Genomic DNA, 14,961 nt, shown 5'->3' with positions numbered 1-14,961 from the left:
AGGACGGGGTCTGGACAGTTCGATCCCCGTGGCGGATCGCGACACTATACACGTAGTGTCGCCCTCGACGCGAAATAACGTGTATAACGGGCAAGCCGATACCGGTCGCTGACGTTCCTTCGACCAAGATGACCGGTACTACACTCGATTACCACAGTGATTCGATCAGCCTGCGCGTCGTCGAGGCGCTCGCGGACGCGACCAACACAGATGCACACGAACTCGAGCCGCTGTACAACGTCGTCGATCCCGAGGCGCTCGATCAACTCTTCCAGTCCGGCTCGACCGCGGATGTCAGCGTCGAGTTCGAGTACCACGGCGTACTTGTTGCGGTTCGAAGCGACGGGACCGTCACGATCGATGGGAGGACCTACGACAGTGGCAGCGACATCAGCCCGTCACGATGACCACTGAGAGCGACGAGCGACGACCGTTCGTCCGCTCACGTCGGGACGAGCGGCGACGGGACGCCCGATCGGAGACCGATCGACGGTGGTCTCCATGGTAGTTCCAACCACAATCCCAGCGGAGCCGACCGTTCGAACGCGACCGACGCGGGTGACCGTCCTGGTCGTCGGCGGGGAGACGGTCCGGGACCGCGTCGAACGGGCGTTCACCGACGAGGGGACCGAAACCATCGTCGAAACAGCCGCCACGCTCGCGGACGCCATCACGGAACTCGAGACCGACGGCATCGACTGCCTCGTCGTCTCACTGCCACGAGCGGCGGCGAGTGCGGACGCAGCAGGGGAGGCCGAGACAGCCACCGAAACGCTGGATACCCACCTCGAGACGGTCAGGTCCGCTACGCCGGACCTCCCGATCGTCGTCCTCGCGGCCGAGCGGACGCCTGCCCTCGCGGAGACGGTCCGGTCGTACGACTGGACCGCCGTGATCGAACGGGACGAGACGTGCACGCGGCTCGCCGACCGCGTCCACGACCTCCTCGAGCGCCATCGACTGACCACCCTCTCGCGACGGTCGCTTGCGAGCATCGAGTTCGCCGGGGACGCCATCGCCATCGTCGACGCCGGCGAGATCCAGTTCGCGAGCCGCGCCTTCGCCATGCAGTTCGGCTACGAGCACGACGCCATCCCTGGCACCTCCTGGCAGGCCCTGTTCACCGACGACGCCGTCTGCCATCTCGAATCGACCGCGATTCCGACCGTTGCGGAGGGATGGCGGTGGACCGGCAGCTGTGCCGGCCGGCGAAAAACAGGAACGACGTTCGCGGTACGGGTTCGCCTCGGCGGACTCGAGGACGGGAGCCTCGTGTTCGTGATCGAGGAAGCCGACGGGAGCGACGGCTCCGGGAAGTGAACCAGTTCCGGGAGCGATTCGACGGGACGACCGGCGTGAGCGCTTACGTGCCGTGGTCCCAGGCGTCCATGTACTCGCGCTGCGTGTCGGTCAGCGAATCGAAGTCGACGCCCTCGGCCTCGAGTTTGATCTCGGCGATCTCCCTGTCGAGGTCGTCGGGGACGTCGTAGACGCCGGCGTCGTACTCCTCGCCGTTCTCGAGCATCTCGCGCACACAGACGGCCTGGATACCGAACGACTGGTCCATGACCTCGACGGGGTGGCCCAGCGAGACGGGCGCGGCGAGGTTGACCAGGCGGCCCTCGGCGATCACGTTCAGCGTGCGACCGTCGTCCAGTTCGTAGGCCTCGACGCCGTCGCGGGCCTCGTAGCGGTCGACCGCGAGGTCGTCGAGCGCGTCGAGGTCGATTTCGATGTCGAAGTGGCCGGCGTTGGCCAGCAGGACGCCGTCTCCCATCTTCTCGAAGTGTTCCTCGACGATGACGTCGCGGTTGCCGGTCGTCGTCAGGAAGACGTCGCCGACCTCGGCGGCCTCGGCCATCGGCATGACCTCGTAGCCCTCCATGTGGGCCTCGAGGGCGCGACGAGGCTCGACCTCGGTGACGATGACGTTGGCGTTCTGTCCGGCGGCTTTCTTCGCGACACCTTTGCCGCAGTAGCCGTAGCCCGAGACGACGACGTTCTTGCCGGCCCACGAGAGGTTCGTGGTCATGGCGATCGACGCCAGCGAGGACTCGCCGGTGCCGTGGACGTTATCGAACAGCCGCTTCATCGGGGTGTCGTTGACCGCGAAGACGGGATACTCGAGCGCGCCGTCGTCGTCCATCGCACGGAGGCGGTGGACGCCCGTCGTGGTCTCCTCCGCGCCGCCGATGATGCCGTCGATCAGTTCGGGGTAGTCCTCGTGGATGGCGGCGACGAGGTCCATCCCGTCGTCGACGGTGATCGTCGGTTCGTGGGCGATGACGGCCTCGATCGCGGCGTAGTACTCGTCGTCGTCGACGCCGCGTTTGGCGTAGCTGGTGATATTCTCGTGGGTGTCGAGCGCCGCCGATACGTCGTCGTGGGTCGAGAGCGGGTTACAGCCGGTGACGGCGACCTCCGCACCGCCCTCCGCCAGCGTCTCGACGAGCATCGCCGTCTTGGCCTCGACGTGCATCGCCATGCCGATCCGCTCGCCCTCGAAGGGCTGCTCCGCGACGAACTCCTCGCGAACGTGCTCGAGGATCGGCATATGTTGAGCGGCCCAGTCCATCTTCCGGCGTCCCTCCTCGCGAGCGGACTCGAGGTCGTCCAGTTGCTCGCTGATCGGTGGGTACTCGGTCTCGGTCATGGGTTGACTGAGTGCGAGCGGGGCAAAAACGCTACCGAAGCGTTCTCGTCACGGCGAGAGCGAAAGTGGGGCAACTGGAGAAGAGTCGAATCCGCGCCGGTCGCTGGTACGGGCATCGGTCGGCTCACCGACCACCGCGCGCGACCGTGTTCCGACGCCGCCGAAGATCGTGCCTCTGACAACCCAGTATCGTCGAGCGGCGTCTCTCGGACGCGGATCGAATCCGGTCGGTCCGGATCAGGTGCGGTCGCCGTTACTTCGGTCCGGCGTGAGACGGCGGGCCGCCGCCGTTTCCGCTAGTGTCGTCGCCATCATCGTCATCGTCGGAATCATCCGTGTCGTCGTCGCTGTCATCGGCATCGTCATCGCTGTCGTCGGCATCGTCGGCATCGTCATCGCTGTCGTCGGCATCGTCGGCATCAGCGTCGCTGTCGTCGGCATCGTCGGCATCAGCGTCGCTGTCGTCGGTATCGTCCGCGTCGTCGCCGGACTGTCCAGCATGCTCGGGTGGACCCCGTTCGTCATCGCTCGATGGGCCGGCATGTTCGGGCGGTCCTCGTTCGTCATCGTCGTCCTCGGCTTCGTCGTCGCCGTCATCATCGCTTGGCGGACCGGCATGGGCCGGCGGACCAGCGTGGTCGGGCGCGTTACCCGGGTTGTTCGCAACGACGAAGCTCGCGACGGAGAGACCGTTCGGGCCGTCGGACTCGTTGTCGGCGTTCTCGGCGAACTCCGAGACGAGCGAACCGAAGTTCGAGACATCGGTTTCGTTGCCCTCAGTCTCGTTGTCGTCGAGGTCGTCCTCGGTCTCGTTGTCGTCGAGGTCGTCCTCGGTCTCGTTGTCGTCGAGGTCGTCCTCGGTCTCGTTGTCGTCGAGGTCGCCCTCGGTCTCGTTGTCGTCGAGAGTATCGTCCGTTTCGTTCGCGTCGGCCGTAACGAGGAGGTGCTCGCCATCGCCGTCCATCTCGGGGACGCCATCGCCCGTCTGCGCTGCCGCCGTTCCCAGCGGTGCGATCACGGACAGGGCCATCATGGCGACCAGTGCCATCGTGAGTAGTCGGTGGTGCTTCATCCGAGCGGAACATTCCCTGATTCCTGAATAAACCCCCACGGACGTTCTCGTCGTTTGCACACCGAAACAACGCTTCGAAAATCGTTTTGAGTGTTTATAAACTGATCTGAGTGTTTATCTCAGCAATCGTCTCGCTCGTCGAACCGGCCGGATCGACTACGCGTCGGCCCGCTCGACCACCGCTTCCGCCGCCTCGAGCGCCCGCTCTCGGACCGCCGTGGCCTCGAGCGTCAGGACCTCGCGGTCGCGCATGAGCACGCGGCCGTCGCAAACGGTGTGGCGAACGTCGGCCGCCGCGACCGCATAGGCGAGGTGACTCACGAGGTCGTGTGGCGGCGTCAAGTGGGGTTGCTCGAGGTCGATCACCGCGAGATCGGCCGGCGCACCCACCTCGAGCCGTCCGGACTCGAAGCCGATGGCGTCGGCGCTGCCCCGCGTCATCATCTCGACGACCGCCTCCGCGGGCACTGCGCTGGCGTCGTCGGCGGCGAGTTTGCCCAGCATGGCCGCGTCGCGAGCCTCGTCGAGCATGGAGAGATCGTTGTTCGAGGCCGCGCCGTCGGTACCGAGTCCGACGGTGACGCCCGCCTCGCGCAGCCGCTCGACCGGTGCCATCCCGCTGGCGAGTTTCATGTTCGAGGCCGGACAGTGAATCACGCCGGTACCGACCTCGGCGAGGAGTTCGATCTCGGTCTCGTCGACGTGAACGCCGTGTGCGACGAAGTCATCGGGCTCGAGGAGGCCGCGATCGGCGGCGTACTCGAGCGGCCGGACCCCGTGCTCGTCGACGATCGGCGCGACCTCGTCCGCGGTCTCGTTGGCGTGGTAGTGGATCGGAACGCCCGCCTCCCGCGCTTTGGGAACGAATTCCGTCAGGTACTCGCTGCCGACGGTCGTCAGCGAGTGGGGCATAAACGCCGTCGAAATCCGCCCGTCGGCCGCGCCGTCGTACTCGCGGGCGATCTCGAGGCCCGTCGCTGCGTCCTCACGAGCGGTCTCGCCGTCCTTGCCGACGGTGACGATACCGTGTCCGAGCCGGGCCCGGAGCCCGGCAGTTTCGACCGCAGCGGCGACTTCGGGGACCTGGAAGTACATGTCAGCGAACCCAGTGACGCCCGATTTGATCAGTTCGAGCAGGCCCAACTCGGCACCGGCGCGGATGTCCGCAGCCGTCAGCTCCCCCTCGGCGGGCCAGATATCCTCACGGAGCCACGTCTCGAGGGGCTTGTCGTCGGCGTACCCGCGCAGGAGCGTCATGGCGACGTGACAGTGGCCGTTGACGAACCCCGGCGTGACGAGCGAGTTCGCGGCGTCGAGCGTGTCGTCGGCCTCGCTCGCGAGATCGGGACCGATCTCGCGGATTTCGCCGCTGTCCTGATCGATCAGTACGTCCGCGGCCGTCACCGTCAGGTCGGGCCGGAGCACACGCCCATCGGTGATCGCAAGCGTCGTCATTAGCTCGGAGTTCTCCTCGGGCCGCCTTATACTGTCGATACGCCGACGGGCGTCCCGAGACGAGTCGCCGGGTTTATGGCTTCTTTCGAAGACGTGTCGATATGGAATCAGGATCGCAGCGCGACGGCACGCGCCCCACCGGCGGGTATCCGCCGAGCGAGGCGCTCACGGACGCCTGGAACGAGCACCGCCGATACGTCGGGTTCGCCGCCGGCCTGTTCGCGGTCGGGATCGTCATCGGCGTCCTCCTCATGCTCGCGGGCTACAACCTGCTCGAGATCATCCAGGAACTGGTCGGGGAACCGCTGTTTCCGGACATCGACGGCGGTGGGTTCGATCTGGCACGCTTTTTACTCGTGAACAACAGCCGCGCGTTCCTGCTCTCGATCGTCGGCGCGTTGAGCCTCGGCCTCGTGACGGCCTGGGCGATGCTGTTCAACGGGATCATCATCGGGAACGTCGGTGCATACGTCACCAGGGATGTCGGTCTCGATTACATCCTCGTGGGGCTGCTTCCCCACGGAATCTTCGAACTTCCGGCGCTGTTTATCGCCGCCGGCATCGGCTTCCGACTCCTCTATCGGATCGGCCAGCGGGTTCGCGGCACCCGCGACGCGATCTTTCCGAAACCCTACCTCTACCGGACCGGACTCCTCGTCCTCGCCGGCTGGCTGCTACTGGTCGTGGCCGCCCTCGTCGAGGCCTTCGTCACGCCCGTCCTCCTCGAGACTCTCTTCGCCGAGCGGCTTGACGGAATAGGGGCGACCGTCTGACCGACACTCCGCCGGCGCAAGCGTACCGTTTCGGCCAGTTCAGCCACGGATGAACGATCGTAAACGGACCCAAGCGTCGGACCCCTTTTTCCCTCCCGGATGACTGTCAGCGGATATGAACAGACGGACAGTCCAACTGGTACTCGTGGCAGCCCTCGTCGCCGTCGCCGGCTGTGCCGGTGGAATGGGTGGGGAACCGCAGAACGACGCGACGACCGACGATTCGTCCACGATCGACGCCGACGGGGACACGGGAACGGCCGCGTTCTACGTCAGTGACGAGCCAAACGTGATCGACGACTTCGAACACCTCAACGTGACGATCACGAAGGTCGGCTTCAAGAAGACCGGCAACGGAAGCGACGGTGACTCCGACGGGACCGACGGGGACGCCGAGAACGAGTCGTCGAACGAAACGACTGACGAGACGACAGACGAAGATGGCGATGCCGACGGCACCGAGGGGACCGTGTCCGACGGCGAGGCGGAGAACGAAACGGGCGAAGGGAACGAGACGGACGGGAAAGACGATGACGGCGCGACCGACGAACGCTGGATCGAGCACGATGTCGACGACCGGACGATCGATCTCACCGAACTGAAAGGCGCGAACGCGTCGCTGATCGACGAGTTCGAGCTTCCGGCGGGCGACTACGAGACGGTTTTCATCTACGTCAGCGACACCGAGGGCGTCTTGACGGACGGGAGCACGACGAGGGTGAAACTGCCGAGCAACAAGCTCCAGTTACACACGGCTTTCACCGTCGCTACCGACGAGCGGGTCGACTTCGTCTACGACATCGCACCCCACAAGGCCGGCAAGAGCGGCAAGTACGTCCTCAAACCGGTGATCAGCGAGAGCGGAACGGGTGACGACGTCGAGATCCGCGACGTCGACGCGGACGACGCGGACGAGAACCGCGGCAACGGCGGCGACGGTGGAAGCGACGGGAACGGAACCGGTGCGCCCGACGCGAACGCCGCGGACGAGAACCGCGGCAACGGCGGCGACGGTGGAAGCGACGGGAACGGAACCGGTGCGCCCGACGCGAACGCCGCGGACGNCCCGACGCGAACGCCGCGGACGAGAACCGCGGCAACGGCGGCGACGGGGGAAGCGACGGGAACGGAACCGGTGCGCCCGACGCGAACGCCGCGGACGAGAACCGCGGCAACGGCGGCGACGGTGGAAGCGACGGGAACGGAACCGGTGCGCCCGACGCGAACGCCGCGGACGACTGATCGACGACGCCGTGAGGTCGCCTCGAGCGCGCCCTCGTTCCGGGCTCGAGGGTCCGAACGTATCGGACTGCGTTTCGAGTGGGGCGACACGCTGACGGCCGCTTGGGTGCCGGTCAGCGCCGGAGCCGACCGAGCAGTTCGTAGTCGCGATCCGGCGTGTACCGGCGGAACAGCAGGCTGTTCGAGAGGACCGACACCGACGACAGCGCCATCGCGCCGGCCGCGAGGACGGGCTGGAGCAGTCCCAGCGAGGCCAGCGGGATCATCGCGGTGTTGTACCCCAGCGCCCAAACGAGGTTCTGCTTGATCTTCGCCAGCGTGGCCTCGGAGATCCGGATCGCCTTCACCACGTCGAGCGGGTCGTCGCGCATCAGGGTCACGTCCGCGGCCTCGATGGCCACGTCAGTCCCGGAGCCGATTGCACAGCCGACGTGGGCGACCGCCAGCGCGGGCGCGTCGTTGACCCCGTCGCCGACCATCATCGCCTTGCGACCCGTCGACTGGACGTCCTCGAGGGCGTCGGCCTTGTCCTCGGGGAGGACCCCCGCGCGGACGTTGTCGGGGTCGATCCCCACGCGCTCGGCGACGGCGCGGGCCGTCCGCTCGTTGTCGCCGGTAATCAGCATGACGTCGAGGCCGCGCTCGCGCAGGGCCGCGACCGCGTCCGCGGAACTGTCCTTGACGGTATCGGCGTCCGCGACCACGCCCGCAACCGCGCCGTCAACCGCGACCAGCATCGCCGTCTTGCCCTCGCGCTCCAAGCGTTCCATCTCGGCGGCTGCCGGCGCGGGATCGACACCCCGCCCCTCGAGCAGCCGCCGGTTGCCGACCAGTACCTCGCGGCCCTCGACGGTCGTCCGGACGCCCTGTCCGGGGACGTTCTCGAAGTCCTCGGGATCGGCTAGCTCGAGACCACGCTCTTGGGCCCCCTCGACGATCGCCTGCGCGAGCGGGTGTTCGCTGTTGCGCTCGGCGCTGGCGGCGAGGCGGAGGACGGCGTCCTCATCGAGGTCAGGGCGCGTCGCCAGTGTCCCTCCGTCGGCCGCCACCGCATCGGTGTCGCGCCCCTCGAGTGCGACCACGTCGGTTAGCGTCATCTCGCCGGTGGTCAGCGTCCCGGTCTTGTCGAAAACGACGGTGTCGACGTCTCGAGCCCGTTCCAAGATATCACCACCCTTGAACAGGACGCCGTTCTGTGCGCCCAGCGTGGAGCCGACCATCGTCGCGGCGGGAGTCGCCAGCCCCAGCGCGCAGGGACAGGCGATCAGGACCGCGGAGGCGAAGACGACGATCGCGAACTCGAACGTCGAGAGCGCGTCCGGGCCGCCGCCGACCAGATCCAGCACCGGTACGGCGTCGACGACGCCGGCGAGCGTCGTGGGGAACAGGAACCAGACCAGCCCCCAGAAGATCGCGTTGAGGATGACCGCGGGGACGAAGTACGCCGAGATGCGGTCCGCGAGGTTCTGGATCTCCGGCTGGCGCGATTGAGCCTCCTTGACGGTCTGGACGATCCCCTGCAGGGCCGTGTCCTCGCCGACCTTCGTCGCCTCGACGATCAACACGCCGTTCTCGTTGATCGTCGAGCCGATCACCTCGTCGCCCTCGCCCGTTTCGACCGGGACGGACTCGCCGGTGACCATCGATTCGTCGACCGCCGACTGGCCGTCCACGACGACGCCGTCAGTCGGGACCTTTTCGCCGGGCCGGACCTTCATCCGGTCGCCGACCGTGACGTCCTCGAGCGGAACCTCCTCCTCGGTGCCTTCCTCGTCGACCAGCGTGGCCGTCTCGGCCTCCATCTCGAGCAGTTTCCGCAAGGCCTCGCCGGCCTGGCCCTTCGAACGGGCCTCGAGATAGTTGCCCAGCGTGATGAACACGAGGATCATCGCGGCGGTGTCGAAGTAGAGGTTCCCCGCCAGCAGACCGAGCAGGACGACGAGGCTGTAGAAGTACGCCGTCGAGGACCCGAGCGCGATCAGCACGTCCATGTTGGCGGTTCGGTTCCGCACGAGGGCCGTGTAGGAATTGACGAGGAACTCCCGCCCCAGCAGGACGTAGACCGGCGTCGCGAGCAGGAACTCGACCCAGCCGAACGAGACCCCCAAGACCGTCTCGGGAACGTACGCCCCGCCGAGCAGGAACTTGTCGGCGAGGAAGAACAGGAACGGGGCGGAAAGCACCGCGCCGAAGACCGTCAGCCGGAGCTGTTTGCGAATCTCCGCCTGTCGGGCCGCGTCGCGGCGGTCCTGATCGGACGTCTCGTCGTCACCGCCCTCGTCGCGGACGGGGGTATAACCGGCCGATTCGATGGCCTCGTAGAGTGACTCGAGCGAGGCGTCGGCCGGGTTGTACGCGACGGTCGCCTCGTCGGTCGCGTAGTTGACCTCCGCGTCGATGACGCCGGGGACGGACTCGAGAGCCGTCTCGTTGGTCTCAGCGCAGTTCGCACAGCTCATGTCCGTGATCCCGATCGAGCGGCTCGCACGGTCCGCCTCGTAGCCGGCCTCGTCGATCGTCTCGTAGATTTCGGCGAGCGATACTTCGTCAGGGTCGTACTCGACGGTCCCCTCGTCCGTGGCGAAGTTCACGCTCGCCGCATGAACGCCGTCGAGGGAGTCCAGGGCATCGCTGATCGTCTGCGAACAGTTCGCACAGCTCATACCCCGAATATCCAAGTGTGTCGTCCGAGTGCTCATTAACAGCTAGTAGGGACTCCCGTCTTACCCCCTTTACTAGTCGAAACTCAAAGTCAGACGGGATCGGTTCCTTGGAATCAAAACTCAGATGCCTTCCTCGAGCCGATCGTATCGCTCCTCGAACCGACCCTGACAGGACGAACAGCAGAAGTGGTACACGTCCCCATCGATGCGGGTCGATTCGCCCTCGCTGTCGACGGTGTTGCCACACTCCGCGCAGGTGAGCGCGAACTGCGTCCCGTCGAGCGACGGCGTCCATTCGGCGTCGTCGATCAGCGTGACATCGTACTCGACGCCGTCCGCGTCGGGGAGCAGCCCCTCGAGCCACTCGTGAACCCGCTGGACCTGCGCGCGGGCATAGAACCAGAGCTCGCCGTCGGCGGTAACGAACAGGTGCTCGACGGCGTCGGCGTCCGCGATCGCCGCCCGACAGCCGTCCACGTCGCCCGCCGGAACGGTCGCCCGCACGAACACGGGAATCCCCGCCCGAAGCTGTGACTGATCGACGTCGACCGTGAATCGGTTGATGACGCCCGCCTGCTCGAGACGCTCGACGCGGTCTGAGACCGCCGGTCCGGAGAGATCGACCGCCTCGGCGATATCGCTGTAGGGTCGCCGTGCGTCGTCGCCCAGCAGTCGCAGGATTTCCAGGTCCGTTTCGTCGAGATCGCGCATAGTTCCCCGTCGTAGCCGACGATCAAAGAACGTGACGGTGACTGCTTTGGAACCCAAAGTCGGCCCCGGTGTTGTGCTCGCATCGAAAGCAGTAACGTACAAAGAACAGCCGCCCGTAAAGCTGCGTATGAGCCGGACGATCACTGTCGAAGGCATGTCCTGTGAGCACTGCGAACAAACCGTCGAGGAGGCGATCGAAGCGGTATCGGGCGTCGAATCGGTCGCAGTCGACCGCGAGGCGGGCCGAGCCACAGTCGAAGGGGACGCGGACCCGCAGGCACTCGTCAGCGCGGTCGACGAGGCCGGCTACGACGCGTCCGCGTAACTCGAGCGCGAGCCGCGGACGGCCGCTTGCAACCGCCCGTCGTCCGGTACCGATGCCGGAACCCGACGGGGAACTCGTTTTTCGGCGACTGACAGCGGTGTCAGTGGTGGTCGTGTGACGACTCGTCGTCCGGCACCCGCGGCGGGTGCGCCGCGAAGTCGGTCGGTGCGTCCTCGAACGCCCGCTTGCAGGTAGTCGAACAGAAGTAGTAGGTCTCGCCGTCGTGTGCGGCGCTCGGGCCGTCGTCGTCGGTTCGCATCCCACAGACCGGATCACGGTACTGTCCGGGAGCACCGAGCCCGCGACGGTACACGTACAGGAGGAACCCGGAGAGGGCAACGGCGACGAGGTTGAGATAAAAGGTGTAGTTCACCTCGAAGTACCGCTGCTCGGTCGCCGTCTCGCCGCCGGCCAGGTTCGGAACGATGCCGAGCGCGTCGAACAGCAGTTCCATGAGAAAGCCGGTAAACGCCATCGTCACGAAAAAGACGCCGAGGATGTACAGCATGACCGACCAGCCGTAGTACTTCCGGTAGACGTTCAACACCGGAACCGTGATGAGATCGGCGTAGACGAACGCGATGACGCCGGCGAAGCTGATCCCGCCGCCCCAGAGGGCGACCGCGAACGGGACGTTGCCCATGCTCCCGACGAAGCTGACGACGGCGATCGTGACGCCCATGACCGCGTTCTCGGCGGTCACGAGCAAGCCGTCGCCCCCGAGGAACAGCGCGTTCCAGACCGACTGGGGAACGAACACGATGACGAACCCCGAGACGAGAAACCCCGCAACGATGTCCGTCCAAATCATCGACCACTCCTTCCGGTACTGGTTCGCGATCCTGTACCAGCCGCCCCACGAGCGGAGGTCGTCGTACCACGTGCCGCCGCTGGCCGTCTGCTGCCGGTAGGTTTCCAGACAGCCCTCGGAGCAGAACCGCAGCGTCTCGCCGCCGTCGGTCACGATCGTGTGCTCGTCCGACCCCTCCATGCCGCAGGTCGGGTCCGTCATCCCGCCGCTCTCCCGCTCCGCGCGCTCGAGTTCCGTGCGGACCTCGTCGAACAGCGGCTCCGGGAGCGTCAGCCGGACGATGATCGCCATGACCGCGATGAGGACGAGGCCGCCGAACAGTTCCGCGACGAGGAACTCCCAGCCCAGCAAGAGCAGGATCATCAGGCCGAGTTCGACGATGAGGTTCGTCGAGGCGAACATGAACGCGAGGACGTTCACCGCGTGCGCGCCCTTCGTGAACAGCCCCTTCCCGATGGCGACGGCACCGAAACTACAGCCGCTGCTGGCCGCGCCGAACGCCGTCGCCGTCGCGAGACTCGAGACGTCGCTTTCCCCGAGAACGCGCGCCATCCGCTCCTTCGAGACGTACACCTGCACGAGGCTGGTGATCGTCAGTCCCATGATGATCGCCCACGCCGCCGTCCAGAGGAATCCGAGACCGATCCGGAGCGACTCGAGGAACCCCTGAATGAGTGCTGGGTCCATGTGTTGGTCATCGGGAGAATCGGCTATTGCAATTGCCCTTAAAAAACCGATGCGTTCGCCGTCCGAAACGACGGATTCGAAAGCGGTCGGCGATCGGACAGCGGCGGCGGCCCGACCGAGTAGGACGGGGGGGCGTTCCGAACTGCGGGGCTCGTGGCACCGCCGGGTCCGCCCGCTCTCCCGCTCGCTTCCCGAATGGGAGGAATCCGGTGTCGCCCCGACCCGTGGCTCGGCGACTCCCGCTCGCTTCCCGATCCGTGCCCGAGGGCGGATCGTTCCAGTCGGTCGCCACTAGATATAAGTCACTATAGGTAATAGCTCCTGGTGGAAGCTATCGTCTCCAGAACAGTCGCGGGGGGCATGCGCTGAAATGCCCCGGGTGCTAGCACACCCGAGACGTGGCTTCCAACCCGGAAAGGTCGAAGCCATGCTTGCGTATCCGCTCCCGAGACATAAACGTCTCGCCCGACAGTCCGTTCGCTCGAGACGAAGAGCGGTGCGTCCGNAGGTCGAAGCCATGCTTGCGTATCCGCTCCCGAGACATAAACGTCTCGCCCGACAGTCCGTTCGCTCGAGACGAAGAGCGGTGCGTCCGAGGTGCGTTTTCGAGTCATTTCCGACCGGAAGCGATAGCCCTGTCGGCTGGCTCGGACGGCGGCGGCACCGGCGAGGGTGCACCTCGCCGCGCTCGCTCGAGCGGCCGCGTCATGGCGGCGACCGATCCGGACCGCTGCGCTGGACCGCGACCCACGGCCGGACCCGACTCCTCCTCCCCCGTCGACATCGATCCCGGCCGTGACGATCGCGGACGCTTCCAGCCCTGTCTCTTATACACANTCCGACCGGGAGCGATAGCCCTGTCGGCTGGCTCGGACGACGGCGGCACCGGCGAGGGTGCACCTCGCCGCGCTCGCTCGAGCGGCCGCGTCATGGCGGCGACCGATCCGGACCGCTGCGCTGGACCGCGACCCACGGCCGGACCCGACTCCTCCTCCCCCCGTCGACATCGATCCCGGCCGTGACGATCGCGGACGCTTCCAGCCCTCTCCGCCGCCGTCTCGACTACCGATCCGTCACGTAGCGGCGACGGTCTCGCGCTCGCCTCGAGTCGAGCAGTCTCGGCGGACCGATATCTCGGCGTCGATTCTTCAACGGGTGTCGCCCNCCTCCCCCCGTCGACATCGATCCCGGCCGTGACGATCGCGGACGCTTCCAGCCCTCTCCGCCGCCGTCTCGACTGCCGATCCGTCACGTAGCGGCGACGGTCTCGCGCTCGCCTCGAGTCGAGCAGTCTCGGCGGACCGATATCTCGGCGTCGATTCTTCAACGGGTGTCGCCCGTGTACTACGCGGAGAGAAAGTATTATACTATGATAGGAGCAAGTGGAAGCAAATGAGCCGTCGATTCCGCGACGGACCCGGGACGGTCCGCTACGGCGGGCGGGGAGGGAACAGCGATGGGACATAAGAACCGCACCCGGTCGAAACGCGAGTCCGAGGCCGAATCCGAGGCCGAGTCCTCGAGCAGGACCACAACGACGACGAGTTCGGTCCAGCGGACGCGCAAGCAGCACCCGGATGCGGTCGACCGGCCGGATGTCGTCGAGCATCCGGCCGCCGTTGAGTACCCGGACGCTGTCGAGCATCCGGGCGCAGTCGAGCACCCGGCCGCCGTCCCCGCTCTCGGGGGCGACGACTTCTCGATCCGNCCCGGACGCTGTCGAGCATCCGGGCGCAGTCGAGCACCCGGCCGCCGTCCCCGCTCTCGGGGACGACGACTTCTCGATCCGCGAGGAGAACATCCAGCGCGCGCTCAAGGGTGCGGACACGACCGAAGACGAGGTCCCCGACGAGGTCCTGGACGTCATCGGTAGCGGCGGCATGCCCCTCGACTTCTCGATCCAGCGCGAACTCGGCGAGCGGATGGACGCGGACTTCTCGGACGTACGCATCCACACCGGCGGGAAAGCCGCTCAGGCCGCCGAATCCATCGACGCGAAGGCGTTTACCNCTTCTCGGACGTACGCATCCACACCGGCGGGAAAGCCGCTCAGGCCGCCGAATCCATCGACGCGAAGGCGTTTACCTGCGGCAACGCGATCGTCTTCAATTCGGGCGAGTACGATCCCCGGTCAGCCGACGGCCAGTTCCTGCTGGCCCACGAACTCGCCCACGTCACACAACAGGACGGCAGCGCACCGCTCTCGATGATGCCCCAAGAGGACGCCGACCTCGAGATCGATCCCGANAACTCGCCCACGTCACACAACAGGACGGCAGCGCACCGCTCTCGATGATGCCCCAAGAGGACGCCGACCTCGAGATCGATCCCGACCCGCAGTTAGAGCGGGAAGCCGACGAGGCCGCAACGGAGGCACTCTCGGGTGAGGAACCGCTGGTCGTGAATCGGATGGGGACAGATGTACACGTTCAGCGGTATCCCGGCGAGGGAGTGGTTGCCAAAGCCGGCACTCTCCTCGAGAACGGGACGGAGACAGTCGACGACGCCACACGCAAACGATACCGGCTCAGCAAGGAGCAACTCCTGGATGTCGTTACGTCCGTCGAAA

The 14,961-nt window shown here is 66.4% G+C and carries 10 protein-coding genes and 2 pseudogenes; 6 read left to right on the top strand and 6 right to left on the bottom strand.

All coding sequences use genetic code 11. The annotated features are described in order from the left end of the window. The first annotated feature begins 128 nt into the window (after positions 1-128). Both C487_RS07585 and C487_RS07580 read left to right on the top strand, forming a co-directional pair. Positions 129-407 (top strand): HalOD1 output domain-containing protein, encoded by a 279-nt coding sequence (locus tag C487_RS07585; protein WP_006185128.1) that lies wholly within the window; start codon positions 129-131, stop codon positions 405-407. A gap of 94 nt (positions 408-501) precedes the next feature. Continuing rightward, entirely contained in the window at positions 502-1,320 is an 819-nt protein-coding gene (locus C487_RS07580) for a PAS domain S-box protein (protein WP_049908013.1), read from the top strand. Positions 1,321-1,363: 43 nt separating this feature from the next. Here the strand turns inward: C487_RS07580 and C487_RS07575 are convergent, their stop codons facing one another. The 3 genes from C487_RS07575 to C487_RS07565 form a co-directional block, all read right to left on the bottom strand. After that, positions 1,364-2,653 carry an adenosylhomocysteinase gene (locus C487_RS07575; RefSeq protein ID WP_006185126.1) on the bottom strand — a complete coding sequence of 430 codons (1,290 nt, stop codon included), beginning with the start codon at positions 2,651-2,653 and terminating at the stop codon, positions 1,364-1,366. A gap of 253 nt (positions 2,654-2,906) precedes the next feature. Continuing rightward, positions 2,907-3,701 carry a hypothetical protein gene (locus C487_RS07570; protein ID WP_006185125.1) on the bottom strand — a complete coding sequence of 265 codons (795 nt, stop codon included), beginning with the start codon at positions 3,699-3,701 and terminating at the stop codon, positions 2,907-2,909. A 180-nt stretch (positions 3,702-3,881) separates the two neighbouring features. Further along, positions 3,882-5,180, bottom strand: a complete 1,299-nt coding sequence (locus C487_RS07565; RefSeq protein ID WP_006185124.1) for an amidohydrolase — start codon at positions 5,178-5,180, stop codon at positions 3,882-3,884. A 101-nt stretch (positions 5,181-5,281) separates the two neighbouring features. Here C487_RS07565 and C487_RS07560 point away from each other — a divergent pair, with 101 nt between their 5' ends. Next, positions 5,282-5,953, top strand: coding sequence for a stage II sporulation protein M (locus C487_RS07560; protein ID WP_006185123.1), 672 nt, complete (start codon positions 5,282-5,284; stop codon positions 5,951-5,953). 115 nt (positions 5,954-6,068) lie between these two features. After that, positions 6,069-6,788, top strand: a pseudogene (locus C487_RS07555) (DUF4382 domain-containing protein); the annotation flags it as partial. A 520-nt stretch (positions 6,789-7,308) separates the two neighbouring features. On the opposite strand, the gene C487_RS07550 reads toward C487_RS07555, so the two are convergent. Further along, positions 7,309-9,894, bottom strand: coding sequence for a heavy metal translocating P-type ATPase (locus tag C487_RS07550; protein ID WP_006185122.1), 2,586 nt, complete (start codon positions 9,892-9,894; stop codon positions 7,309-7,311). A gap of 84 nt (positions 9,895-9,978) precedes the next feature. After that, a complete protein-coding gene (locus C487_RS07545) occupies positions 9,979-10,569 on the bottom strand; it encodes a winged helix-turn-helix transcriptional regulator (RefSeq protein ID WP_006185121.1) in 591 nt (196 codons plus the stop codon). Between the two features lie 127 nt (positions 10,570-10,696). Here C487_RS07545 and C487_RS07540 point away from each other — a divergent pair, with 127 nt between their 5' ends. Continuing rightward, positions 10,697-10,894 carry a CopZ family metallochaperone gene (locus C487_RS07540; protein ID WP_006185120.1) on the top strand — a complete coding sequence of 66 codons (198 nt, stop codon included), beginning with the start codon at positions 10,697-10,699 and terminating at the stop codon, positions 10,892-10,894. Positions 10,895-10,994: 100 nt separating this feature from the next. Here the strand turns inward: C487_RS07540 and C487_RS07535 are convergent, their stop codons facing one another. Then, positions 10,995-12,392, bottom strand: a complete 1,398-nt coding sequence (locus C487_RS07535) for a permease (protein ID WP_006185119.1) — start codon at positions 12,390-12,392, stop codon at positions 10,995-10,997. 1,595 nt (positions 12,393-13,987) lie between these two features. On the opposite strand from C487_RS07535, the pseudogene C487_RS21295 reads away from it, so the two are divergent. Next, a pseudogene (locus C487_RS21295) lies at positions 13,988-14,961 on the top strand (eCIS core domain-containing protein); the annotation flags it as partial.

The sequence above is a fragment of the Natrinema pallidum DSM 3751 genome, from assembly GCF_000337615.1.
GTDB lineage: Archaea > Halobacteriota > Halobacteria > Halobacteriales > Natrialbaceae > Natrinema > Natrinema pallidum.
The sequence above is the reverse complement of the archived record's forward strand: the minus strand, read 5'-3'. Positions and strand labels throughout refer to the sequence as shown.